The sequence below is a fragment of the Ottowia sp. genome (genome assembly GCF_047975795.1).
GTDB lineage: Bacteria > Pseudomonadota > Gammaproteobacteria > Burkholderiales > Burkholderiaceae_C > Ottowia.
In genome coordinates this window covers 64,716-88,811 of sequence record NZ_JBKEEE010000088.1, presented here as the reverse complement: position 1 = coordinate 88,811, position 24,096 = coordinate 64,716, and the positions used below count along the sequence as shown (strand labels likewise).

The window sequence follows — 24,096 nt, the reverse complement described above, 5'->3', positions numbered from 1 at the left end:
CAGGGTCAAGCGAACCAAAAACAGCGCAAAACGATGAGAAATTCAACGCTCGTTTCGCCATGTGAACATTCACGCGTCACCTCGCCCTGCAGCGGGGGTTGTGCAGACCTTCCTTAGCAATAAAAATCCTGTCGCCAATATTGAGCATAAAGCCGTCGCTCTGTGGATAATGGCTTTTGTTTTATTTGTGAGACTCGTCATTTTATATTCGCTGTCATTTGAAATTTTTAATATTTTCGTAAATAATATTGGGTAATATTGCTGAATTAAATAATGTGGTCATATTTGAATTTCAGGAGGCTGTGCTTCCAGTTATAAGCTTCTTGTACTTAAATGTCTCGCTGCCCCAAACCCCACCCCATACAATATTTAAGGGCTGCCCCGCAGGGATGTACGTCATGGCAAAAAGGTCTCGAAGAAATGTATCGCACCTATAGTTTCCTCGCACAGGTAGATATGTCAACAATCCATTGATTACTTTTGGCTGGGCATAGGTTGGGATGGCAGAGTAAGAATAGGTTGCACCAATTTGCTGTATTTACAGCGCTCGCTTAGACATCGCATATCGCATTCCCGCGGACGTGTAATTATATGATGTGGCTCCACCGCCAAATGCTCCTCCTACATCGTAGTAGCAAGTTTGCTCATAACAGGTTGTGATTACGCCGCTTGATGGTATATTTGGCTTTAGTGTGTCCCAAGTCTTACCACTGGCACGTGATCTAAAATTACTCCATGTATTAGACTGAATAACAGTAGACTCATTCATGGCCTCAATCACCCTAGTGCCATCCCAAAATCCAATATGGCCAAAATAATTTCCAGGCTGCAATACATCAAGATCGCGTGCTGCTACATTGCCCATTTGTGTTGGTGCTATTACTGTCGTTCCAAATGTGATGCTATTTTGTACTCCATGTGAAAGCTCAGATGAATACCCTGCGGAGCCAACTGCATAAACCTGAACCTTATGAATTGCTCCGTCAATTAAATTTGTCGGCAGTGCTATTTTGAAACTAAAGCCATGATTAGAATGTATGCTGGAGCACACGGCGGCAACTGCGGCCTCCCTAGGAATTGGCGCATTGCCTCCACCAAGCCAAGCTGAGTTTTGGTACATATGGATCCCAACAAATTCATTTGGTTTTGTTGGATCACAGGCCCAGCCTGCAATAGTTAAGTTGTTCCCTAATAATGATACAATTTCAACATTCCCTCTTGCATGGGCTGCTCCGAAAGTTGATATATATGCCAATGCAACTGCCGTCGCACGATAATATTTGAATTTTTTCACTACAGCTCCTATATGAAAATACAAAAGCAGGAATCTGGCGGATTCAAATCTGAAGTGCAACACCTGCAAACTGATAAGGTGAGCAGATGTCGATTGCCCCAAAGACATACCGCCAACTCCAGCCCGAAGACCAGGTGAGCATTGCCAGCAGCCACGAGCAGGCCAACACCAAGATAAGAAATTCGCATGAGGCTTCCTGGCGCTGATGAGACTCATTTTTATTTTGCTTGACAGGGCGGCAGTCTCTTTTACTTTCCCCCCCCTCTTGTCAAGTCAATTTGCGGCAGGAAGGTAACGGAAAGTTACTGTCTCGACCATAAGCCAGATTTCCGTTTTTCTGAGCGCGTTCAGAGTCTGGCCAACCGGGTAAGTGCTGCATGCAAGGTGTCGTCTTTCTTGGCAAAGCAAAAGCGGATGACTTTCTGGTCGAACGCATAGCCATAGAAGGCCGAAAGGGGAATGGCGGCGACGCCGATTTCGCGCGTGAGCCACTGACAGAACTCGGCTTCGGGCAAGTCGCGTTCGGGCACGCTCAGGTCATCGATGCCCACGCACTGAAAGTATGTGCCTTCGCAAGGCAGCAGGCGGAACCGGGTTTGCGCCAATCCTTGAGCGAACAGATCGCGCTTGGCAGCGTAGAACGCGGGCAAGTCCAGAAACGGCCGTGGGTCGGCCATGTAACTGGCCAGGCCGTGCTGCATGGGCGTGTTGACGGTGAACACGTTGAACTGGTGTACTTTGCGAAACTCAGCCATCAGCGGCGCGGGTGCGGTGACGTAGCCCACTTTCCAGCCGGTGACGTGGTAGGTCTTGCCAAAGCTGCTGACGATGAAGGCGCGCGCGGCCAGGCTGGGATAGCGCGCCACGCTTTCGTGGCGCAGCGGGGCGTAGACCATGTGTTCGTACACCTCGTCGCTGATGAGCAGCACGTTGGTGGGGGCCAGCAGATCGCTCAGGCGCTGCATGTCCTCAGGTGACCAGACGGTGCCGCTGGGGTTGTGCGGGCTGTTGATGATGAGCGCGCGGGTGCGTGGGGTCAGGGCAGCGGCCAGTTTGTCGAAATCGGGCCTGAACGTGCCGGGTGTGAGCGGCACGCGCACCACGCTGGCACCAGCCAGCTCGATGCCCGGCACGTAGCTGTCGTAACACGGCTCCAGCACGATGACCTCATCGCCCGGCCCAGCGCAGCACAGCACCGCCGTGAGGATGGCCTGGGTGGCCCCGGCGGTGACGGTGATTTCAGTCTCAGCGTTGGTGCGGCGACCGTATACCGTCTCTATTTTGGCGGCGATGGTCTGGCGCAGCACGGGTGCGCCGGCCATGGGCGGGTACTGGTTGTGGCCCTGGCGCATGGCGCTGGCCACGGCGTCGACCAACTTGGGGTCACAGTCGAAATCCGGAAACCCCTGGCCCAGGTTGACGGCCTGGTGCTTAGTCGCCAGTGCCGACATCACTGTAAAAATGGTGGTGCCGACGTGGGGCAGGCGCGAGGCAAAGCTGGGCGATGAGTGGGCAGTCATTGGAAGGGTGGCGCGGTGTGGCGCAAAGGATTAAAGCTCGTAATCGTTGTGCTGGCCGTTCATGGCTTTGAGGATCAAGTCCTTGTCCAGCCGGTCTGACAGCAGGCTGGCAAATTGGTACACAAAATCACGCAGATAGGCCCCGCGCTTGAGCGCGATGCGCGCCACATTACGGCCCAGCAGTGGCCCCAGCGGGCGGGCTACCAAATCGGGGTCTTTGTCGCCCTTGACCGCCATTTCGGCCACGATGCCCACGCCCAGCCCCAGGCGCACATAAGTCTTGATGACATCCGAATCAATGGCTTCGAGCACCACCCGGGGGCTAAGCTGGCGCTGGGCAAAAGCGGTGTCGATGCGGGTGCGGCCGGTGAACGAAGGGTGATAAGTAATTAGCGGCTCTGACGCAATGTCTTCCAGCGTCAGGCGCTCTTTTTTTGAGAGTAGATGGTCTTTCGGGACGACCAGCACATGCTCCCATTCGTAGCAAGGCAGGGTAATCAGTTCGGGGTAATTGGCCAGCGATTCGGTGGCGATGCCGATCTCGGCGCTTTCTTCGATCACCATCCGCGCTACCTGGTCGGGTGCGCCCTGGTGCAGGCTGATGTTGACCTTGGGGTAGCGTTCGCGCAGTCGCGCCACGGGCAAAGGCAGTACATAACGCGCCTGGGTGTGCGTGGTGGCTATCGACAAAGTGCCGGTGTCCTGCGCGCTGTATTGCTCGCCAATGCGTTTGAGGTTACCTACCTCGCGCAAGATGATGGCAATGCTTTGCAGCACGTGCTCGCCCGGTTCGGTGATGCGTTTGAGGCGTTTGCCGTGGCGGATGAAGATGTCGATGCCCAGCTCTTCTTCCAACTCGATGATGGCCTTGGACACGCCGGGCTGCGAGGTGTGCAGTGCCTTGGCGGCTTCGGTCAGGTTCAAATTGCGGCGCGCGGCTTCCTGAACAAAGCGGAACTGGTGCAGATTCATAAACAGTTATATGAAATGGTTTGTTTATTATGAATCAGGTCTAAAGAAACGGTATTTCTTGCTGAAGAGGCCTTGTTCATTTCAGCACACCGTCCCGAACTGTCTGGACAAGGTCAACCAAGACGGCGCAGGCCGCATTGCGCGGCCTGCTGGAATATAAAGATGGGCGAAAAAGGCTGGGTTTGACTTCAGCCGATGCGCTGGGCCTGCACCATCTTCATGGCCGATGAGATGAGGGCCGACACCTCGGTCATGTTGCTGGGCACCACCAGCGTGGTGGTGGCGTCCTGCGCCAGTTGGCTGTAGGCTTCGACGGCTTTTTCGGCCACCTTCAGTTGCACGGCCTGTTCGCCGCCTGGTTGGCCAATGGCGGTGCCGATGCGGGCAATGGCCAGGGCCGTGGCGTTGGCCACTTCGGTGATGGCGGCAGCTTCGCCCTGGGCGGTGTTGATGGCGGCCTGCTTTTCGCCCTCAGACTTGGCAATGGCAGCTTGCTTTTGGCCGTCGGCCAGATTGATTTGTTCTTGGCGCTTGCCTTCTGATGTGGCGATGACAGCGCGCTTTTCGCGCTCGGCGGTAATTTGCGCCTGCATGGCGCGCAAAATTTCGTTGGGCGGCGTCAAATCCTTGATTTCATAGCGCAGCACTTTCACGCCCCAGTTCAGCGCCGCTTCGTCCACGGCTTCGACCACCTTGGCGTTGATCATGTCGCGCTCTTCAAAGGTTTTGTCCAGCTCCAGCTTGCCGATCACGCTGCGCAGCGTGGTTTGTGCCAGTTGCGAAATGGCCATCACGTAATTGCTGGCACCGTAGCTGGCGCGTGTGGGGTCGGTGACCTGAAAGTACAAAATGCCGTCCACCTGCAACTGGGTGTTGTCGCGTGTGATGCAGACTTGGCTGGGCACGTCGAGCGGGATTTCCTTCAGGCTGTGTTTGTAGGCCACTTTGTCTACAAACGGCACCAGAAAATTCAGCCCCGGCCCCAATGTGCGGCTGTACTTACCCAGCCGCTCGACCACCCAGGCGTTTTGCTGGGGTACGACCTTGACCGCGCGCATCACAAAAATGGCCGCTACGACGAGCAGGATGAAGGCGAAGGTGAGAGAAGTTTCCAAAATGCGGATTCCTTGGGTTGAATGAAAAGAAAGCGGGTATCAATGGGCGCTGGTGCCCACAGGCTCCACCACCAGGCGGCTGCCCATCAGCTCGGTGATGCGGTGCGTGCCCAATTGCTGCGCTGCGCCGGGGCGCAGCACGGCCACCCAGGGCGCGCCCCGGTAGCGGATCTGGGCCGTGCCGTCAGCTTGCCAGGCGTCGATCTGCACGGTTTCGCCCACGTCCAGCACGTCTATGGCGGCGGCATGGATGGGGTGGCGCTTGCGCCAGAGGTGACCCAAATAGGCGGCCACGCCGCCCACAGCCGCGGCCACCACCAACTGCACGGTGATGCCTGCGCCCGCGTGGGCGACCAAAGCACCCGCTGCCGCGCCCAGCGCCAGCATCAACAGATAAAAAGTGCCGGTGGTCAATTCCAGCACCACCAGCACGCCTGCAATGATCCACCAAATGGTCGAATCGGCCATATGTTCTCCTGTTTCAAAACGCGATCCTACGATATGTGTCCGCACTTTTTGCTTCAATTCGGCTCAATCGGGCTGAATTGAGGCGCTTTGTCCTTACACTTCGCCGCTGCGTTTGCCACAACCTGGCTGGGGTTTTGCCATGAAATTTCGCTTTCCCATTGTCATCATCGACGAGGACTACCGTGCCGAAAATACCTCGGGCCTGGGTATTCGCGCCCTGGCCCAAGCCATACAGAACGAGGGCTTCGAGGTGGTGGGCGCCACCAGTTATGGCGATTTGAGCCAGTTTGCCCAGCAGCAAAGCCGGGCCAGTGCGTTCATTTTATCGATCGACGACGAAGAATTCAGCCCCGGCCCCGATCTGGATCCAGCGGTGCTGAGTCTGCGCAACTTCATTCAGGAAGTGCGGCGCAAAAACCTGGACGTGCCCATTTATTTGCACGGCGAAACCAAAACCAGCCAGCACCTGCCCAACGACATCTTGCGCGAGCTGCATGGGTTTATTCACATGTTCGAGGACACGCCCGAATTTGTGGCCAAGCACATCGTGCGCGAGGCGCGCAGCTATCTGGAGGGCATTCAGCCGCCGTTTTTCAAGGCCCTGCTGGACTATGCCGAAGACGGCTCTTATTCGTGGCATTGCCCTGGCCACTCGGGCGGGGTGGCGTTTTTAAAGTCGCCCGTGGGCCAGATGTACCACCAGTTTTATGGCGAGAACATGCTGCGCGCGGATGTCTGCAACGCGGTGGAAGAGCTGGGCCAGCTGCTCGACCATGATGGGGCTATTGGCGAAAGTGAGCGCAACGCGGCGCGCATCTTCAATGCTGATCATTGTTTTTTTGTCACCAACGGCACCAGCACCAGCAACAAGATGGTGTGGCACCACACGGTGGCACCAGGCGACGTGGTGCTGGTAGACCGCAATTGCCACAAAAGCAACCTGCACGCCATCATCATGACCGGGGCCATTCCGGTTTTCTTGAAGCCCACGCGCAACCATTTCGGCATCATCGGGCCGATCCACAAGTCCGAGTTCGAGCCTGCCGCCATCCAGGCCAAGATGCGCGCGCACCCGTTGCTCAAAGGGGTGGACGCCAGCAAGGTGAAGCCGCGTATCCTCACGCTCACGCAGTCCACCTACGACGGCGTGCTGTACGACACCGAAGCCATCAAGGGCATGCTCGATGGCTATGTGGACAACCTGCACTTTGACGAGGCTTGGCTGCCGCACGCGGCATTTCACCCGTTCTACGGCACCTACCACGCCATGGGCAAGAAGCGCCCGCGGCCCAAGCAGTCAGTGGTGTATTCGACCCAGTCGATCCATAAGCTGCTGGCCGGCATCAGCCAGGCCAGCCACGTGCTGGTGCAGGACTCGCAAAACGTCAAGCTCGACCGCTACCTGTTCAACGAGGCGTACCTGATGCACACCTCGACCAGCCCGCAGTACAGCATCATCGCCAGTTGCGACGTGGCTGCCGCCATGATGGAGCCGCCCGGCGGCACCGCCATGGTGGAAGAAAGCATCATGGAAGCGATGGACTTCCGCCGTGCCATGCGCAAGGTGGAAGACGAATTTGGTGCGGGTGACTGGTGGTTCAAGGTCTGGGGGCCGGACCACCTGGCCGAAGAAGGGATTGGCCGCGCCGACGACTGGATCATCAAAAACGGCAGCGCCAAGGGCAGCAAGAGCGCCAAAACCTGGCACGGTTTTGGCAAACTGGCTTCGGGCTTCAATATGCTGGACCCGATCAAGGCCACCATCGTCACGCCAGGGCTGAACCTGGACGGCAAGTTCGACAAAACCGGTATTCCCGCCAGCATTGTCACCAAGTTTTTGGCCGAGCACGGGGTGGTGGTGGAAAAGACCGGTCTGTACAGCTTCTTCATCATGTTCACCATCGGCATCACCAAGGGCCGCTGGAACACGCTGCTCACGGCCTTGCAGCAGTTCAAGGACGACTATGACCGCAACATGCCGATGTGGCGCATCATGCCGGAGTTCTGCGCCCAGCATCGCCGTTATGAACGTCTGGGCCTGCGCGATCTGTGCCAGATGGTGCACCAGCTTTACGCCAAGTACGATATTGCGCGCCTGACCACCGACATCTACCTGACCGAGCTGGTTCCGGCCATGACCCCGTCCGACGCTTTTTCCTGCATCGCGCACCGCAAGGTCGAGCGGGTAGAGATCGACCACCTTGAGGGCCGCATCACCACCAGCTTGATCACGCCTTACCCACCCGGCATTCCACTGCTGATTCCGGGCGAAGTGTTCAACAAGAAAATAGTCGATTACCTGAAGTTTGCACGCGACTTTGCGCGCCAGTTGCCCGGCTTTGAAACCGACATCCACGGTCTGGTGGAAGTGCATGACCACGATGGTCATGTGCGTTATTACGCCGACTGTGTGGCCACGGACAGCACGCCGCGTGAGGTGCTGCCGCACACCGATGCGCAGGACATGATCGACGCGGCCACCAACTCGCCTTATTTCACCCAGGAGTGAGCCACCTTGCCGCCGGACGGCTTTGCGGCTCGGCTATGATTCCATCTTGAAAGGAGAAACGATGTTTCCAGAATACCGCGACCTGATCACCAAACTCAAAACCGAAGGTGACAACCACCGCTTTTTGCACCTGTTCGAGAAGCACAACGACCTGGATCACCAGATCACCGCCTTGGAAAGCCACGATGCCGGCGGCACGCACGCTGAAATCGAAACCCTGAAAAAAGAAAAACTGCACATCAAGGACGAGCTGTACACCATCTTGCGTCAGGAATCGACCGCCGGTTGATGGCAGACATTGTCTGATGGACTTGCCTTAAAAGCCCGCAGTCAGCGGGCTTTTTAATGGCGTGGCGGCTGTCGCAGCAGGGGATTGAAGATATAAGCCTTTTTGACTGTTGATGCTGTAATCACAGGCGTTAATAGCTATTAATAAAATAGCAATCAAGGGGCTTCAACGCGCCGCATCTTCGGGCTTGAAGTCTGGCCGCACGCGCACGAAGCTGGCAAAGCGCGGCAGGCCGCTGCCTGCATGCAGGCCACGGTAGCGGTAAGTCACCCAGGTGCCTATGGCTGGCGGGCTGCGGCGCAATGCGTCGGCCAGGCCGCTGCCCAAGGCAAAACGCTGGCCTTGCGGGGTTTGCACCTGCAATGCGCCGACCATGCCCGCGTATTTGCCTTTGCCGGGGAGGTGACCAGTCACCTGGGCTTCGGCGTCGTCGAAGGGTTTGAGTTTGAGCAAATCATCGCTGCGGCCTGCGCTGTAGTGCGATTGGCCCCGGTGCAGCATCAGCCCCTCGCCGCCGTCTTGCACCACTTGGCGCAATAACGCCTGCAATTGGGTGTCGCTGGCCACCTTGCGCTGCGGTGCGGCCTGCACCCAAGGGTGGCCGATGCGCGCCACCGCGTCATGGAGTGCACCCAGCCGCTCGTCAAAAGTGCCGGGGTGTGCGGGCAAGTCGAACACCATGTAGCGCAGCGTGCGCCAGGCGGCGTCATCCGGCTGCTGGCGTGCCGCTGCTGATTGCGCAGCGTCAAAACGGCCGCGCCCGGCCCACAGCTCGCCATCCATCGGGGTGATGGGCCAGTTGGCGGTGAACCAGGTGGGGGCGTTGATGCGCTGACCACCACGCGTGCGCAGCGCCTGGCCGTCCCAATGGCCGCGCACGCCGTCGTACTTTTCGCTCACCCACCAGTCACGCAGGTCGATGCCGGGGCGGTAGCTCTGGGCCAGCAGCAATGCGGGCGCGGGCAGTGCGTGGCCTGCCCAGGTGCTGGCCAGCAGCGCCAGCGCGGCTTTTAAACACTGCCTCCGCCTTGGGTTGGCTTTAAAAATAGGCGCAGGCGCTGAAAGCCGTGAAGGCCAACGGAGCTTCAAAGTGGCTTTGGGTGGCCCAGTCAACCCACCATGTCCGCCGACAGCCCAGCGGTCTGGCTGAAGCCGCCGTCCACGTAGGTGATCTCGGCCGTCACGCCCGCCGCCAGATCGCTCAGCAAGAACGCGGCGACGTTGCCCACGTCGTCAATCGTCACGTTGCGGCGCAGCGGTGACGCGCTGGCCACGGTGCCCAGCAGCTTGCCAAAGTCCTTGATGCCGCTGGCTGCCAGCGTTTTGATCGGCCCGGCGCTGATGCCGTTGACGCGCACGCCGCGCCCGCCCAGCGCCTCGGCCATATAGCGCACACTGGCCTCTAAGCTGGCTTTGGCCAGGCCCATGGTGTTGTAGTTGGGGATGCTGCGCAGCGCGCCCAGGTAGCTCAGCGTCAGCAGCGCGGCCTTGTCGCTCAAATAAGGCAGGGCGGCCTTGGCCATACCGGGAAAGCTGTAGGCGCTGATGTCGTGGGCGATGCGATAGTTTTCGCGGCTCAGGCCGTCGAAGAAGTTGCCCGCAATCGCTTCACGCGGGGCAAAGCCGATGGCGTGCACAAAGCCGTCCAACTGGGGCCAGGTGGCGCTCAGGTCTTTGAACATGGCCTCGATCTGCGCGTCGCTGCCCACGTCGCAGTCAAACACCAGCTTGGAGTCGAACTCGGCGGCAAATTCGGTGATGCGGCCCTTGAAGCGCTCGCCCACGTAGCTGAAAGCCAGCTCAGCCCCCTGGGCGCGGCAAGCCTTGGCCACGCCGTAGGCGATGGATCGGTTGGACAGCACGCCGGTGATCAGTAATTTTTTGCCAGTCAAAAAACCGGTGGATGGGGTCATGCGCAAAGCTCCTCGAACAAAAAAACAGCAGAAAACAGCAGAAAGCGACAGAAAAAAACAGCCAGAAAAAAACGGCAGAATTGTCGCATGCGAGCTTTGTTTACCAGTCTGGCGCTGTGCCTGGGCAGCGCCGCCTCCAGTGCCTGGGCCGCCCACGGCTATGCGCTGTGGGACGATTTGAAATACCCGCCAGGTTTTGAGCACTTTGCTTACGTCAATCCCGCCGCGCCCAAAGGCGGAGAGATTCGGCTGGTGGGCAATTCGCGCGTGTCCACCTTCGACAAATACAACCCCTTCACCATGAAAGGCAGTGCACCCACTTATCTGGATGCGCTGATGTTCGACAGCCTGCTCACTGGCGCATTGGACGAAGCCGGTGCCGCCTACGGCCTGCTGGCCGAAGACGTGAGCGTGGCCCCTGATCGCCTGTCGGTCACTTTCCGTCTGCGCTCGCAAGCGCGTTTTCACAACGGCGATGCGGTCACGGCGCAAGACGTCAAGCACAGCTTTGACACGCTGATGGGGCCACACACTTCGCCCGCTTACAAAACGATGCTGATCGACGTGGCTGGGGTGGATGTGGTGAACGCCCGCACCGTACGCTACCGCTTCAAGCGGCCCAACCGCGAGCTGCCGCTGACGGTGGGCGGACTGCCGGTGTTCAGTGCCCAGTGGGGGCAGGGCAAGCCGTTCGATCAGGTGGTGATGGACGTGCCCATTGGCTCGGGGCCGTACAAAATTGGCCCGGTCAAGTTCGGCAAAGACATTACCTACGTGCGCGATCCCAATTACTGGGCGCGTGAGCTGAACGTCAAGCGCGGCACTTTCAACTTCGATCGCGTCACGGTCAAGATCTACAAAGACAACACCGCCAAGCTGGAGGCGCTGAAAGCAGGCGAATTTGATTTAATGGCGTTTTACTCCGCCGGTGACTGGGCGCGCCGCGTGAGTGGCCCCAAGTTCAAAAGCGGCGAACTGGTCAAGGGCGAGTTTCAGCACAAGCTGCCCACCGGCTTTCAAAGCTACGTGCTCAACAGCCGCCGCCCGCTGCTGCAAGACGTGCGTGTGCGTCAGGCGCTGGGGCTGGCCATTGACTACGAGTGGATGAACCGGCAGATGTTCTACAACGCCTATACGCGGGTGCAGGGCATCTTTGGCAACACCGACTGCGCGGCGACTGGCGAGCCTGATGCTGGGCAATTGGCGCTTATGGAGCCGCTTCGCGCCCAAATTCCGCCCGCCGCCTTCGGCCCGGCTTACCAGCCACCGCGCACCGACCAGCCCCAAGACCCCGGCGTGGGCGGCCTGCGCGAAAACCTGCGTCAGGCGCGCCAGTTGCTGGCCGAGGCCGGCTGGAGCGTGCAGGGCGGTGCATTGCGCAATGCCCAAGGCCAAGCAATGGTGCTGGTGTATCTGGACAGCAGCGAAGCCGGTGCCCGCGTGGTTGCACCGTTGATTCGCAACCTGGAAAAGTTGGGCATCCGCCTTGAATATCGCCCGGTCGACTTTGCGCTGTACCAGCAACGTTTGCAAAAGTTTGACTTCGACATCACCACCATCGCCTACCAGGGCACATTGAACCCGGGGCAGGAATATGCCGATCTGTTCGGCAGCCAGGCGGCCGATACCGAAGATTCAGGCAATCTGGCGGGCGTCAAAACCCCGGCCATCGACAGCCTCATCAGCCACATGGTCAGCGCCCAAAACCAGCCCGACTTTCTGGCCGCCTGCCGCGCGCTGGAGCGCGTGGTCAGCCACAGCCACTATTTACTGCCGCAATGGTATTCGCCCGTGCACCGCTTGGCCTATAACGCCTGGCGGCTGCAAAAGCCCGAGGTCACACCGCCGTACTTTCAGGGCGAGATGTGGGGGGTGCAAACGTGGTGGGCCAAATCTGTGGATCGCTGAGCTGGCAGGCCCCTAACCCGTCAGCGGCGTGCGCGGCGGCAGCGCCTCCAGTTCCTCGTCTGACAGCGTGCGCGCTTCGCCTTCCAGCATGATGGGGATGCCGTCGCGCACGGGATAGGCCAAGCGGGCGGAGCGGGAGATCAGCTCGGCTTTGTCGCGGTCGTAATCCAGCGGGCCTTTGGTGATGGGGCAGACCAGCAGTTCAAGCAGTTTGGGGTCCATGGCGGTTTCTTCAGTGGGCGGGGGTGTTGGAAAGCAGGTTCATGACCAGCACGCCAGCCACTATAAGTGCCATGCCGACGATGCTCCAGGCGTCCAGCCGCTGGCCGTAGAGCGCCCAGGCCACCAGCGCAATCAGCACCGTGCCCAGGCCCGACCAGATGGCGTAGGCCAGGCCCACGGGCACGCTGCGCGTGGTAATGGACAGCATCCAGAAGGCCAGCCCGTAGCCCGCTACCACGACCAGCGTGGGCAGTGGGCGGGAAAAGCCGTCGGATGCTTTGAGAGCGCTGGTGCCCATGACTTCGGCCACGATGGCCACGCCTAAGGCCAGCCAACCGTTCATGTGAGAGCGTCCGTGGGGTAGACGCTGACTTCGATCAGGTTGCCATCGGGGTCGTTGAAGTACACCGAACGGATGGCCCCTTGCGCGCCTGATTTGGCGACCGGGCCTTCGAGCAGGGGCACGTTTTCGGCTTGCAGGTGCGCCATGACGCGCTCCAGCGGCCAGGTGGTGATCAGGCACAAATCGCCCGAGCCGGTGGCCGCGTGGTTGCGCGGCTCTTGCCCCAGGGTTTGCAGATTGATCTTCTGGCGGCCAAATTGCAGCGCCCGGCGGCCACCGGCAAAGGTGACGGGCTGCATGTGCAGCACCCGGGCGTAAAAGGCCACGGCGCGTTCGATGTCGGCAACAGTGAGGACGACGTGGTCGATGTGCGAAATCATGAGCGGTTGGGCGCAGGCGCAGGTGTGGTGGTGGCGGTGCGGGGATGATAGCCCCGCGTGGCCAGCGCCTCATCCAGCGCGGCAAAGAAGGCGGCAGGCACGTGCAGCAGCAAAGGTACGGCCAGAGCATCGGGCTGGTGGGGCCACAGCTTTGCGGCGTCTTTTTCAGTGCAAATCAGGGTTTTCTGCTTGATGGGCGGGCATGAGTAGCTCTTGAAATCGTAGTGATCGGGGCGTGCATCGGTGTGCGCCAGCGTCAACCCGGCGGCGCGCAGCATGTCGAAGAACGCTTCGGGTCGGGCGATGCCCGCTACCGCGGCCAGTGGCTGACCTTGCAACGTGGTCAACGGCACGGACGTGCCATCGGCACGCAGCGCATGGGGTGCCAGCGCGCGCGCGGCCGTGTGCAGCACCGCACCGGCAGGCAAAGGCAGGGCGGTGCCTTCAGATTCGGTGCGCAAGAGCAATTCGGTGGGGGCGTCGGCAAGGGCGCGACCCGGTGGGCATGGGGGTGTTCCGGGTTTGCGTGGCCCAAGTTGGCGCGGCCACGGCTCACGCAAAGGCCCGGCAGGCAGCAACCAGCCGTTGCCGATGCCGCGGGCGTCGAACACCACCACTTCGACGTCGCGCGCCAGTGCCAGGTGTTGCAGGCCGTCGTCGCACACCAGCACGTCGGTGTCGGGCCAGGCGGCAAGCAGGGCGTGGGCGGCGTCCACCCGACGCGGGGCGACGAATACGGGTGCCTGGGTGCGCTGGCGCAGCAGCAGGGGTTCGTCGCCTACGTCGGCAGGCTGGGCGTCGGGGGTGACTTCGCGGCCATCGTGATGGGCGTTGCTGCTGGATCGCCCATGCCCGCGCGAATACCTGCGCGAGATGATGCCGGGCCGCCAGCCGCGCGCTTGCAGGTGTTGCACCACGGCCAGGGTGGTGGGGGTTTTGCCTGCGCCGCCCGCAATCACATTACCGATCACGACCACGGGCACGGGCAGGCGCTGGGCTTGCGCGCGGCTACTTTGGCGCTGGCGGGCGGCCAGCGCGCCATACAGCGGCGACAGTGGCCACAGCGCACGGGCCAGCGGGCCGCGCTGCGTCCAGGCTTGACGCAGGCGGTGTTCAAGCAAGGCGCTGGGCATGGCTCAGGTGGAGGCGGGTGGTTGGCGCTGCGGGCGGCAGCGCGAAACGGTGGGGCCGTCAACGCCGTCAGCGGGAAGGCGTGACGGCGGCATGGTATCGGCAGGCGCAGCCGGTCAGCGCGCAGCGCCGTCGCTTTGGGCGGCAAAGGTGATGTGGGTCAGCCCTTCGCGGCGGGCGGCGTCCATGGCGGTGACCACGGCCTGCACCGGGGCGGTGGCGTCGGCGCTGATGATCAGCACGCTGCCCTCTTGCGCCAGGGCGCGCAAGGCGCTGGCCACGGCCTCGACGCTGCGCTCTTGCAGCGCTTGCTGATTGACGGCGTAGCGGCCATCGGTCGAGACGGCGATGATGATTTCTTTGGGGCGATCGCGCGAGGCGTCGGCATCGGCCACTGGCAGTTGCACCTGCAATTCAGTGAACTTGCTGTAGGTGGTGGTCAGCATCAGAAAAATGAGGATCACCAGCAACACGTCGATGAACGGGATCAGGTTGATCTCCGGCTCTTCGGGCGGATGAGGGCGGAATTTCACCGGGCGGCTCCGTGGGCGCTGCGGCTTTTGCGGTGCTCGCGTGGTGCGCTGCCAGCCGGTGCCGCAGCGGGCATGGCGTGTGGCGGTGGTGCAGGCCGTGCCGGGGCGTCGCTGCACAGCCATTCCAAGTGGCGGGCAAAGCGTTCGGCGGCCAGTTCCATCTCCAGCACGTAACCATCAACCCGGGCGCGAAAGTAGCGCCAGCAAATCAGCGCTGGAATGGCCACGATCAGGCCAAAGGCGGTGTTGTACAGCGCCACCGAGATACCGTGCGCCAGCTCGCCGGGGTTGCCGCCCGCCAGCGAACCGGTAGGCGCTTGCGAGCCAAAGATTTCGATCATGCCGATCACCGTGCCCAGCAGGCCCAGCAGCGGCGCGGCCGAGGCGATGGTGGCGATGGCGGGCAGATAGCGCTCCAGCTTGTGCGCGGCTTCGCGGCCCGCGCCTTCCATGGCGGTGCGCATTTCCTGCACGGTGCAGCGCGGGTTGATGTTGAAGGCGCGCCAGCCCGCCGCCAGCACTTCGCCCAGGACGGAGTGGGCGGCCAGTTGGCTCACCGTGTCGGGGGCGGGCACCGATTCGCGCGAGACGCTGATCGCCTCGTCCACCAAGCCAGCGTCGATGACGCGGCTGCGCTTGAGTTTGAGCGCGCGCTCGACAATGAAGGCCACCGCCAGGATGGAACACAGAATCAACGGCCAAATGGGCCAACCAGCGGCTTGTATGATCGAAAGCAAGGGGAGTTTCTCTTTGGTGTTGGCAGGCGGGTGAGTGGTCAGCCTGCATGGGTTGCACGGGGTATCAGCGGGCGATTATGGCGCACCATCGGGCGCGTTCTGGCAGGCCAGGTGCATCCTGGTGCGCATAGTGCAGTGTTTCGCGCTATCTGGCACATAAAAATGCGCCTTTGCCGCCAGGGCGGCGTTGCAAATCCTTACGATAGCTTGGCCATTGCTGCGGTTTGCGCCTTGCCCTGACGACAAATCCATCGTTTAAATCCATCGTTTTCATGAGTGCCTTCAAGCGTCAAACACTGCACTGGCGTGCAAATACGCATTGTCTTGTGCATGCGTTGGGGTTGCGTTCGGCAGGGAGTATGTGTCTGGCAGTCCAAATGGCGCCAGTCGTGCTGCCGATGCACAATTTCTGTGGATAACTTTGTGAAAAACCTGCGCTGGCTGGCCCCAAAACCGCGTCTTTGCTGGCCTGATGACAAATTGATGACATTCAAGGCAGTGAAAAAATCTTTTAAATCAACAGCTTGCACGTACTCTGGTGCGTTGCGGCCGATGCGGCGCATGCCAATGCTGGGCAGCGCCAGTTTGTGGAATAGTCGGGCCAGGATGTGTGTGTGCATGCCCTGGAAAGCCGCATGAACGCTGGATTTTCTGGCGCAAGGTCAAGTGCCGCGCCGCGTGTGTGGGCGGTTGGGGCGTTGGCGCGTGCAGCGGCCGATGCCTTGGAATCGCGCTTCAACCCTGTGGCGGTGCGCGGCGAAGTTTCGGGCTTCACGCGCGCAGCCAGCGGGCATTGTTACTTTGCCCTGAAGGACGATGCGGGCCAGTTGCGCTGCGCCATGTTCCGCCGCGCTGCGGCTTCGCTGGACTTTGCCCCGCGCGAGGGCGATCAGGTGGAGTTGCGCGGGCACCTGACGGTGTATGAGCCGCGGGGTGATTTGCAACTGGTGGTTGAATCCATGCGCCGTGCCGGGCAGGGCGCGCTGTTCGAGCAGTTTGTACGCCTGAAAGCCCGTTTACAGGACGAAGGGCTGTTCGATGCCGAGCGCAAACGCCCTCTGCCGCCTCTGCCGCGCGGCATCGGACTGGTCACGTCGCTGGGCGCGGCGGCGCTGCACGACGTGTTGACCGCGCTGGCGCGACGCGTGCCGCATATTCCGGTGCTGCTGGTGCCTGCGCTGGTGCAGGGGGCTGATGCACCAGCTCAATTGCGTGAATCGCTACAAAAATTGTATCTGCTGACGACGGTGCAGCAAGCGACAGAGGCGAATTTTGCAATTGAATATTCATTCAACCAGGAGGCCACGGCGAAACGCCAGATGGCCGCATGGGGTGTGCCCATCGATGCCATCTTGCTGGTGCGCGGGGGTGGCTCGATCGAAGATTTGTGGGCCTTCAACGACGAGGCGCTGGCGCGCACCATCGCCGCCAGCCCGGTGCCGGTAGTGGTGGGTGTGGGGCATGAGACGGACTTCACCATCGCCGACTTTGTGGCCGATGTGCGCGCGCCCACGCCCACGGCGGCGGCTGAACTGGTCAGCGCCCCGCGCACGCAGTGGCTGGCCGAGGCGGATGGGCAGCAGCAGCGGCTGCAACGCGCCTTGGCGCGTCGCCTTGAGTCAGAAAACCAGCGCGTGGACTGGCTGGCTTCGCGCCTGGGGCGGCCTTCAAGCCGGGTGGCGGATGAAAAAAACCGCCTGCAACGCACCGCCCAACGCCTTCATCACGCGCTGGCGCTGCGCCTGGAGCGTGAACGCAGCCGACTGGCACGCGCACAAGAACGCCTGCCGCGCACGCTGGCCCCCGCCGTGCAGACCGAGCATGCCCGCCTGAGCCGCCTGGCCGATCACCTGCCTGCGGCGCTGGCACGCCAGCACAACGCCGCCCATGAACGCCTGCAACGCGCCGCTCTGCGGCTGGCGGCGCTGGATCCACAACGCGTGCTTGAGCGCGGCTACGCCTGGTTGGAAGACGATGCGGGTCAGCCGCTGACCCGTGCCGCCCAGGCCCAGCCGGGGCAGGCCGTGGCCGCTACCCTGGCGGACGGCAAGGTTGATCTGACCGTGGTGCGCCGCCAAGTGCGCTGACTTCCTACAATCCACCCTGCAAGCGGCGGCTTGATCCAAGTCAGTTGATTGCAGCCTGCGGCCTTGGGCCGCCCGCGGATCACACCGTTTTCATACACCCACGAGAAACCACAAGGAGCTTTTGACATGGAACGCACCCTCCCACCCCTGCCTTACGCCATCGACGCGCTGGCCCCGGCCTACAGCCAGGAAACGCTGGAATACCACCACGGCAAGCACCACAAGGCTTACGTGGACAAACTCAACGAGCTGCAAAAAGGCACCGAGTTTGAAGCGATGGCGCTGGAAGACATCATCAAGAAAGCCCAGGGGGGCATCTACAACCAGGCCGCGCAGATCTGGAACCACACCTTCTTCTGGAACTGCATGAAGCCCAACGGTGGCGGTGAACCCGCTGGCGCGCTGGCCCAGGCCATCAACAAAAAATGGGGCAGCTTTGCCGATTTCAAAAAAGCCTTTGTCGCCAGCGCCGTGGGCAACTTTGGCTCCGGCTGGACCTGGCTGGTGAAAAAGTCTGACGGCAGCCTGGACATCGTCAACATGGGCGCAGCCGGTACGCCGCTGACCACTGGCGACACCCCGGTGCTGACGGTGGATGTGTGGGAACACGCCTACTACATCGACTACCGCAACGCCCGTCCCAAGTTTGTCGAAACTTTCTTCGACAAGCTGGCCAACTGGGACTTTGCAGCGAAGAACTTCGGTTGATACCAAAACGCTCAAAACACTAAAAATCAAAACCGCCTTCAGGCGGTTTTTTAATGAATTAAATAGACTTTTTTCTTGTGGAGCATGGTTTATAAGCTATTATAAAAATAGCGGAAATGGATTATGACGAAAAGATTTGTATTGCAGTCCAAAACGCAGAATAATGGGCGATATGGATGCCCTCATGCTCTCACGCATTCAGTTCGGGTTTGTGATTTCGTTTCACATCATCTTCCCGGCGCTGTCGATCGGCCTGGCCAGTTGGTTGCTGTTTCTGGAGTGGCGCTGGCTGCGCACGCGCGATGTGCTGTGGTGGCGGCTCTACCAGTTCTGGCTCAAGGTGTTTGCCATCTCGTTCGGCATGGGGGTGGTGTCGGGCATTGTGATGAGCTTTCAGTTCGGCACCAACTGGGCGCGCCTGTCGGAACATGCAGGGGCGGTCATCGGGCCGCTGCTCAGTTATGAAGTACTGACGGCGTTCTTCCTCGAAGCCGGTTTTCTGGGCGTCATGCTGTTCGGTGCGCGGCGCGTGCGCCCCGGGGTGCATTTTTTCGCTACGGCTATGGTGGCTTTGGGCACCTTGATTTCTACCTTTTGGATCATTGCCGCCATCAGTTGGATGCATACGCCGCAAGGCCATGCGCTGCAAGGCGGCGTGCTGGTGCCGGGCGAGTGGGTGCAGATCATCTTCAATCCGTCGTTCTTTTATCGTCTGCCGCATATGGTGCTGGCGGCCTTTATCACCACCTGCTTTGTGATTGGAGGCACGGCCGCTTGGTACGTGCGGCGCGGCGTGCACCGTGCGGCAGCAGCGAGCATGCTGCGGCTGGCGGTGGCGTTTGGGGCCATTGCCGTGCCGCTGCAAATTGTGGTGGGTGATCAGCATGGGCTGAACACGCTGGAGCACCAGCCGATCAAGGTGGCAGCCATGGAAGGGCACTGACAAGCACCGGCTGACCCCAGCCACGGCGTGCCGTTGCTGGTGTTTGCTGTGCCCCGGCAGGATCAGGCGCGCAACGATTTCGAGGTCGCTATCCCGCATCTGGGAAGTTTGATATTGACGCACACCTGGGCTGGGCAAATCCCGGCGCTGGCCTCTGTGCCGCCCGAAGACCGCCCGCCGGTGCTGCCAGTGTTCTACGCCTTTCGCCTCATGGTGGGTATTGGATTGCTGATGCTGGCGGTGGTGGCGCTGTCGGCCTGCTGCTGGGCATGTGGCCGTATCTGGCACCGCCTGCACTGACCATCTGGGGGGCAGCATCACCTCCAGCGTCGCAGGGCTTTGTGCTGTGGGGCCTAGTCTTTTTGCTGCCGCTGATTTTGGGCTACACCGGCTGGTCTTATCACGTATTTCGCGGCAAGGTGGCAGCGGACGCGGGCTATCATTGAGGCGACGAGCCAGCCGCGCGCCGATAACGGTGGCTGGCGCTTCAGACTCAGCGCAGGTTGTAGAACGCGGCGCGGCCAGGGTATTCGGCCATGTCGCCCAAGTCTTCCTCAATGCGCAGCAACTGGTTGTACTTGGCCATGCGGTCAGAGCGGCTTAAAGATCCGGTTTTGATCTGCCCGGCGTTGGTGCCCACGGCGATGTCGGCGATGGTTGAATCTTCCGTTTCGCCCGAGCGGTGGCTGATGACGGCGGTGTAGCCCGCGCGCTTGGCCATTTCGATGGCGGCGAAAGTTTCGGTCAAGGTGCCGATCTGGTTGATTTTGATGAGGATCGAGTTGCCGATGTGCTTGTCTATGCCTTCTTTCAAAATCTTGGTGTTGGTGACGAACAGGTCGTCGCCCACCAGTTGCACCTTGGTGCCCAGCTTGTCGGTCAGCAGTTTCCAGCCGTCCCAGTCGCCTTCGGCCATGCCGTCTTCGATGCTGATGATGGGGTACTTGTCGGCCCAGCTGGCCAGCATGTCGGCCCATTGCTCGGCGCTGAGTTGGATGCCGCCTTCGCCTTCCAGCACGTATTGGCCGTCCTTGTAAAACTCGCTGCTGGCGCAGTCCAGGCCCAGCACGATATCCTGCCCGGCGGTGTAGCCCGCATCGCCAATGGCTTGCAAGATGAGCTGGATGGCGGCCTCGTGGTTCTCGACGTTGGGGGCAAAGCCGCCTTCGTCGCCCACGGCCACGCTCATGCCTTTGTCGTGGATGATTTTCTTGAGCGCGTGGAATACCTCGGCCCCCATGCGCAGCGCTTCGCGAAAGCTGGGCGCACCGATGGGAATGATCATGAACTCTTGCAAGTCCAGGTTGTTGTTGGCGTGCGCGCCGCCGTTGATGACGTTCATCATCGGCACTGGCAACTGACAGCCGTTCATGCCGCCAAAGTAACGGTACAGCGGCAGGCCGCTTTCTTCAGCCGCTGCGCGGGCCACGGCCATGCTGACGGCCAGCATGGCGTTGGCACCCAGGCGCGATTTGTTGTCGGTGCCGTCCAGATCGATCAGGGTCTTGTCCAGAAAGGCTTGCTCGCTGGCGTCCAGGCCGAGCACGGCTTCGGAAATCTCGGTGTTGATGTGCTCCACGGCTTTGAGCACGCCTTTGCCCAGGTAGCGTTTTTTGTCGCCGTCGCGCAGCTCGATCGCCTCGCGGCTGCCGGTGGAGGCGCCTGAGGGTACGGCGGCGCGGCCCATCACGCCAGATTCCAGCAGTACGTCGCATTCGACGGTGGGGTTACCGCGGCTGTCCAGCACTTCGCGGCCAACGATGTCAACAATGGCGCTCATGGTTTGGTCTTCCTTCAAGTCAAAAAAATTTAGTCAAATCATGCTGTGTTGCTTGTCCAGTAAGCGTTAACAGCTATTAAAACGATAATTTGAAGCGTGTTTTTCCAGGGTGTGTTTAGACGCCTTCGATGACCACCAGACGCATGATGGCCGCGCCTTCCCGGGCCTTGCGTGCCTTGAGATATTCGGCTGAATCGTAGAACGCCTTGGCGGCTTCAAAGCTGGGGAATTTGGCGATCACCACGCGTTCGGGCTGCCAGTCACCTTCCATCACCTGCACTTGACCGCCTCGCACGCAAATTTCGGCGTGGTGCGCCTTGAAGGCGGCGGTAGACCACTTTTTGTAGTCCTCGTATTGCTCGGGGTTGGTGACGCTGACGTTGGCGATGATGTAGCCGCTGGCCATGAGACGTTCCTTGTATCTGGTGTAGTGTTCGGCGCTATTTGGCACATAAAACGCGTCTTGCTATGACGACAAATCCATCATTTTTATAAGTGCCATCAAGCATCGACCGTTGCACTAGGCTTGAAAATTGTTTTCTAGAAAAGGCTGTCGCTTGGCCACCTGGTCCAGCGCCAGCAAGGTCTCCAGCAACGCCTTCATGTGTTGGAGTGGTACGGCGTTGGGGCCGTCGGACAGGGCCTTGGCCGGGTTGGGATGGGTTTCCATGAACAGACCCGCCACGCCTGCGCCCACTGCCGCACGTGCCAGCACTGGCACCATCTCGCGCTGGCCGCCGCTGCTGGTGCCTTGGCCGCCGGGCAGTTGCACGCTGTGCGTGGCGTCGAACACCACTGGCGCGCCAGTTTCGCGCATGATGGCCAGGCTGCGCATGTCACTGACCAGATTGTTGTAGCCAAAGCTGGCACCGCGCTCGCAGGCCATGAAGTTGTCTTGAGCCAAGCCTTTTTCGGCGGCTGCGGCACGCGCCTTGTCGATCACGTTTTTCATGTCGTGCGGTGCCAGGAACTGCCCTTTTTTGATGTTGACCGGCAGGCCCGATTGCGCGCAGGCACGGATGAAGTCGGTCTGGCGGCACAAAAAGGCGGGTGTTTGCAGCACGTCGACCACGGCGGCAACGGCGGGGATTTCAGCTTCGGTGTGCACGTCGGTCAGCACCGGCAGGCCCAGCTCTTTTTTAACCTTAGCCAGAATTTCCAGCCCTTTGTCCATACCGGGGCCGCGCACACTGGTGCCGCTGGAGCGGTTGGCCTTGTCGTAGCTGCTTTTGAAGATGAAGGGAATGTTCAAGCTGGTGGCGATTTCTTTCAATTGCCCGGCCACGTCCATTTGTAATTGCTCGCTTTCGACCACGCAGGGGCCAGCAATCAGAAAAAACGGCCGGTCAAGCCCGATCTCGAATCCACACAGTTTCATTTCACGGCTTTCAGGGTTGTGGCGCTGTCTTGCCCGGCGCGCGCATCTTGGTGTACCAGCGCGGCTTTGATGAAGGCGTTGAACAGCGGGTGGCCGTCCCACGGGGTGCTTTTGAATTCGGGGTGGAACTGCACGCCGATGAACCAGGGGTGCACGGTCTGGGGCAGCTCGACGATCTCGGTCAGGTGCTCGCGCTGGGTGAGGGCGGAAATTACCAACCCGGCTGTGCGCAGCTGATCGAGATAGTTGACGTTGGCCTCGTAGCGGTGGCGGTGGCGTTCGGTCACCACGTTGCCGTAGATTTGGTGTGCCAGCGTGCCCACCGCCACGTCAGAGCTTTGCGCGCCCAGGCGCATGGTGCCGCCCAGGTCGGATTTGGCGTCGCGCTGCTGGATGCTGCCGTCCTTGTCTTTCCACTCGGTGATCAGGGCAATGACGGGGTGGGGTGTACTGGCGTCAAATTCGGTGCTGTTGGCACCAGCCAGCCCCGCCACGTTGCGCGCGTATTCGATGGTGGCCACTTGCATCCCCAGGCAGATGCCCAGGTAAGGCACACGCTGCTCGCGGGCGAAGCGGGCGGTGGCAATCTTGCCTTCCACCCCGCGCTCGCCAAAGCCGCCGGGCACCAAAATAGCGTCGTATTGCGCCAGTTGTGCCACGGCGGCGGGGGTGATGGCTTCAGAGTCGATGTGGTCGATGCGCACGTGCGCGTGGTTGTGCATACCAGCGTGGCGCAGCGCTTCATTGACGGATTTGTAGCTGTCGGACAGCTCGACATATTTGCCCACCATGGCGATGCGCACCTCGCGCTGCGGGTGCGCCACCTCGTGCACCAGCGCGTCCCAGCGCTTCAGGTTGGCCGGTGGTGTGTTCAGACGCAGCTTGTCGCAGATCAGGCCATCCAGGCCCTGTTCGTGCAGCAGGCGCGGCACTTTATAGATGGTGTCCACATCGGGCATGCTGATCACGCCCCATTCGGCCACGTTGGTGAAGAGGCTGATTTTTTCGCGCTCCTCGGCTGGAATGGCGCGGTCAGCACGGCACAGCAAGGCGTCGGGCTGGATACCGATCTCGCGCAGCTTTTGCACCGTATGCTGGGTGGGCTTGGTTTTCAGCTCGCCCGCCGCAGCAATCCAGGGCAGATAGCTCAGGTGCACAAAGGCGCTTTGGTTGCCACCCAGCTTGAGGCTGAGCTGGCGCACCGCCTCCAAAAACGGCAGCGATTCGATATCGCCCACGGTGCCGCCAATTTCCACAATCGCCACGTCGACCGCGCTGGCCGTGCCGTAGCCAGCCCCGCGCTTGATGAAATCCTGAATTTCGTTGGTGACGTGCGGAATCACCTGCACCGTCTTGCCCAGGTAGTCGCCACGGCGCTCTTTTTCGAGCACGCTCTTGTAAATCTGCCCGGTGGTGAAGTTGTTGCTGCGTTTCATCCGGGTGGTGATGAAGCGCTCGTAATGGCCCAGATCCAGATCGGTCTCGGCACCGTCGTCGGTGACGAACACTTCGCCGTGCTGGAATGGACTCATGGTGCCGGGGTCGACGTTGAGGTACGGATCCAGCTTGATCAGGGTGACTTGCAGGCCGCGCGATTCGAGGATGGCAGCCAGTGAGGCGGCAGCGATTCCCTTGCCCAGGGAAGACACCACGCCGCCGGTGACGAAGACGAATTTGGTCATGTCAGGACGAAGGCCAATGCACCTTCGCTCGATGGGAAAGGCTGATTATAAAAGGGGGCCAATAGGGGTTGTGCTGGCAGTCGTGCTGGTTTTGTCATGAAAATGGTCATCAGGGTTTGGTAGACAAGCGCAAGGCGCTATCAATTTAGATTTATCGTTGTGGGTGAGTCATAAGCTGGACACA

The 24,096-nt window shown here is 60.5% G+C and carries 24 protein-coding genes and 1 pseudogene; 7 read left to right on the top strand and 18 right to left on the bottom strand.

Annotation, left to right across the window (positions count from 1 at the left end; all coding sequences use genetic code 11):
• Positions 1–538: 538 nt before the first annotated feature.
• From ACK5NW_RS13845 to ACK5NW_RS13825, 5 genes are all read right to left on the bottom strand, one after another.
• Positions 539–1,402: a hypothetical protein gene (locus tag ACK5NW_RS13845; RefSeq protein WP_416929039.1), complete on the bottom strand. Its 864-nt coding sequence runs from the start codon at positions 1,400–1,402 to the stop codon at positions 539–541.
• Between the two features lie 239 nt (positions 1,403–1,641).
• Complete coding sequence (locus tag ACK5NW_RS13840) at positions 1,642–2,814, bottom strand: pyridoxal phosphate-dependent aminotransferase (RefSeq protein WP_416929037.1); 1,173 nt, start codon at positions 2,812–2,814, stop codon at positions 1,642–1,644.
• Positions 2,815–2,844: 30 nt separating this feature from the next.
• Positions 2,845–3,786, bottom strand: coding sequence for a CysB family HTH-type transcriptional regulator (locus tag ACK5NW_RS13835; protein WP_416929035.1), 942 nt, complete (start codon positions 3,784–3,786; stop codon positions 2,845–2,847).
• 188 nt (positions 3,787–3,974) lie between these two features.
• Positions 3,975–4,844, bottom strand: coding sequence for an SPFH domain-containing protein (locus ACK5NW_RS13830; protein ID WP_416929045.1), 870 nt, complete (start codon positions 4,842–4,844; stop codon positions 3,975–3,977).
• A gap of 96 nt (positions 4,845–4,940) precedes the next feature.
• The gene (locus ACK5NW_RS13825) at positions 4,941–5,369 is read right to left on the bottom strand and encodes an NfeD family protein (RefSeq protein ID WP_416929033.1); all 429 of its coding nucleotides are present in this window, start codon (positions 5,367–5,369) and stop codon (positions 4,941–4,943) included.
• 139 nt (positions 5,370–5,508) lie between these two features.
• On the opposite strand from ACK5NW_RS13825, the gene ACK5NW_RS13820 reads away from it, so the two are divergent.
• Together ACK5NW_RS13820 and ACK5NW_RS13815 are read left to right on the top strand one after the other, a co-directional pair.
• Positions 5,509–7,878, top strand: coding sequence for an Orn/Lys/Arg decarboxylase N-terminal domain-containing protein (locus ACK5NW_RS13820; protein WP_416929031.1), 2,370 nt, complete (start codon positions 5,509–5,511; stop codon positions 7,876–7,878).
• A 61-nt stretch (positions 7,879–7,939) separates the two neighbouring features.
• Positions 7,940–8,167, top strand: a complete 228-nt coding sequence (locus tag ACK5NW_RS13815; protein ID WP_416929029.1) for a DUF465 domain-containing protein — start codon at positions 7,940–7,942, stop codon at positions 8,165–8,167.
• A gap of 165 nt (positions 8,168–8,332) precedes the next feature.
• On the opposite strand, the gene ACK5NW_RS13810 is transcribed toward ACK5NW_RS13815, so the two are convergent.
• Positions 8,333–9,169, bottom strand: coding sequence for a DNA ligase (locus ACK5NW_RS13810; RefSeq protein WP_416929043.1), 837 nt, complete (start codon positions 9,167–9,169; stop codon positions 8,333–8,335).
• A gap of 107 nt (positions 9,170–9,276) precedes the next feature.
• Positions 9,277–10,080, bottom strand: coding sequence for an enoyl-ACP reductase FabI (fabI, locus tag ACK5NW_RS13805; RefSeq protein WP_416929027.1), 804 nt, complete (start codon positions 10,078–10,080; stop codon positions 9,277–9,279).
• A gap of 87 nt (positions 10,081–10,167) precedes the next feature.
• Between fabI and ACK5NW_RS13800 the strand changes: the two genes are divergently transcribed.
• Positions 10,168–11,988 carry an extracellular solute-binding protein gene (locus tag ACK5NW_RS13800; protein ID WP_416929025.1) on the top strand — a complete coding sequence of 607 codons (1,821 nt, stop codon included), beginning with the start codon at positions 10,168–10,170 and terminating at the stop codon, positions 11,986–11,988.
• 12 nt (positions 11,989–12,000) lie between these two features.
• Here ACK5NW_RS13800 and ACK5NW_RS13795 read toward each other — a convergent pair whose 3' ends face one another.
• From ACK5NW_RS13795 to ACK5NW_RS13765, 7 genes are all read right to left on the bottom strand, one after another.
• Positions 12,001–12,210 carry a Trm112 family protein gene (locus ACK5NW_RS13795; protein ID WP_416929023.1) on the bottom strand — a complete coding sequence of 70 codons (210 nt, stop codon included), beginning with the start codon at positions 12,208–12,210 and terminating at the stop codon, positions 12,001–12,003.
• A gap of 10 nt (positions 12,211–12,220) precedes the next feature.
• Positions 12,221–12,553: a DMT family transporter gene (locus tag ACK5NW_RS13790; protein ID WP_416929021.1), complete on the bottom strand. Its 333-nt coding sequence runs from the start codon at positions 12,551–12,553 to the stop codon at positions 12,221–12,223.
• Entirely contained in the window at positions 12,550–12,933 is a 384-nt protein-coding gene (locus ACK5NW_RS13785) for a VOC family protein (protein WP_416929019.1), read from the bottom strand. The genes ACK5NW_RS13790 and ACK5NW_RS13785 overlap by 4 nt, the downstream gene beginning before the upstream one ends.
• Positions 12,930–14,066, bottom strand: coding sequence for a tetraacyldisaccharide 4'-kinase (gene lpxK / locus ACK5NW_RS13780; RefSeq protein ID WP_416929017.1), 1,137 nt, complete (start codon positions 14,064–14,066; stop codon positions 12,930–12,932). Before lpxK ends, ACK5NW_RS13785 begins: the two co-directional genes overlap by 4 nt.
• Positions 14,067–14,180: 114 nt before the next feature.
• The gene (locus tag ACK5NW_RS13775) at positions 14,181–14,597 is read right to left on the bottom strand and encodes an ExbD/TolR family protein (RefSeq protein WP_416929015.1); all 417 of its coding nucleotides are present in this window, start codon (positions 14,595–14,597) and stop codon (positions 14,181–14,183) included.
• Positions 14,594–15,334 (bottom strand): MotA/TolQ/ExbB proton channel family protein, encoded by a 741-nt coding sequence (locus tag ACK5NW_RS13770; RefSeq protein WP_416929013.1) that lies wholly within the window; start codon positions 15,332–15,334, stop codon positions 14,594–14,596. Before ACK5NW_RS13770 ends, ACK5NW_RS13775 begins: the two co-directional genes overlap by 4 nt.
• Positions 15,335–15,531: 197 nt before the next feature.
• Positions 15,532–15,954 carry a hypothetical protein gene (locus tag ACK5NW_RS13765; RefSeq protein WP_416929011.1) on the bottom strand — a complete coding sequence of 141 codons (423 nt, stop codon included), beginning with the start codon at positions 15,952–15,954 and terminating at the stop codon, positions 15,532–15,534.
• Positions 15,955–15,969: 15 nt separating this feature from the next.
• Here ACK5NW_RS13765 and xseA point away from each other — a divergent pair, with 15 nt between their 5' ends.
• The 4 genes and pseudogenes from xseA (at position 15,970) to ACK5NW_RS13745 (ending at position 19,518) form a co-directional block, all read left to right on the top strand.
• On the top strand, positions 15,970–17,421 hold the full coding sequence (xseA, locus tag ACK5NW_RS13760) for an exodeoxyribonuclease VII large subunit (protein WP_416929009.1): 1,452 nt from the start codon (positions 15,970–15,972) through the stop codon (positions 17,419–17,421).
• Between the two features lie 126 nt (positions 17,422–17,547).
• On the top strand, positions 17,548–18,129 hold the full coding sequence (locus ACK5NW_RS13755) for a superoxide dismutase (RefSeq protein ID WP_416929007.1): 582 nt from the start codon (positions 17,548–17,550) through the stop codon (positions 18,127–18,129).
• Between the two features lie 163 nt (positions 18,130–18,292).
• Positions 18,293–19,372, top strand: a pseudogene (locus tag ACK5NW_RS13750) (cytochrome ubiquinol oxidase subunit I).
• Positions 19,342–19,518, top strand: a complete 177-nt coding sequence (locus ACK5NW_RS13745) for a cytochrome d ubiquinol oxidase subunit II (RefSeq protein ID WP_416929005.1) — start codon at positions 19,342–19,344, stop codon at positions 19,516–19,518. Before ACK5NW_RS13750 ends, ACK5NW_RS13745 begins: the two are co-directional and overlap by 31 nt.
• 47 nt (positions 19,519–19,565) lie before the next feature.
• Here the strand turns inward: ACK5NW_RS13745 and eno are convergent, their stop codons facing one another.
• From eno to ACK5NW_RS13725, 4 genes are all read right to left on the bottom strand, one after another.
• On the bottom strand, positions 19,566–20,852 hold the full coding sequence (eno, locus tag ACK5NW_RS13740) for a phosphopyruvate hydratase (RefSeq protein ID WP_416929002.1): 1,287 nt from the start codon (positions 20,850–20,852) through the stop codon (positions 19,566–19,568).
• Positions 20,853–20,967: 115 nt separating this feature from the next.
• Positions 20,968–21,258, bottom strand: coding sequence for a DUF1330 domain-containing protein (locus ACK5NW_RS13735; protein ID WP_416929000.1), 291 nt, complete (start codon positions 21,256–21,258; stop codon positions 20,968–20,970).
• Between the two features lie 114 nt (positions 21,259–21,372).
• Complete coding sequence (kdsA, locus tag ACK5NW_RS13730; protein WP_416928998.1) at positions 21,373–22,230, bottom strand: 3-deoxy-8-phosphooctulonate synthase; 858 nt, start codon at positions 22,228–22,230, stop codon at positions 21,373–21,375.
• Positions 22,227–23,912: a CTP synthase gene (locus ACK5NW_RS13725; RefSeq protein WP_416928996.1), complete on the bottom strand. Its 1,686-nt coding sequence runs from the start codon at positions 23,910–23,912 to the stop codon at positions 22,227–22,229. Before ACK5NW_RS13725 ends, kdsA begins: the two co-directional genes overlap by 4 nt.
• Positions 23,913–24,096 lie beyond the last annotated feature (184 nt).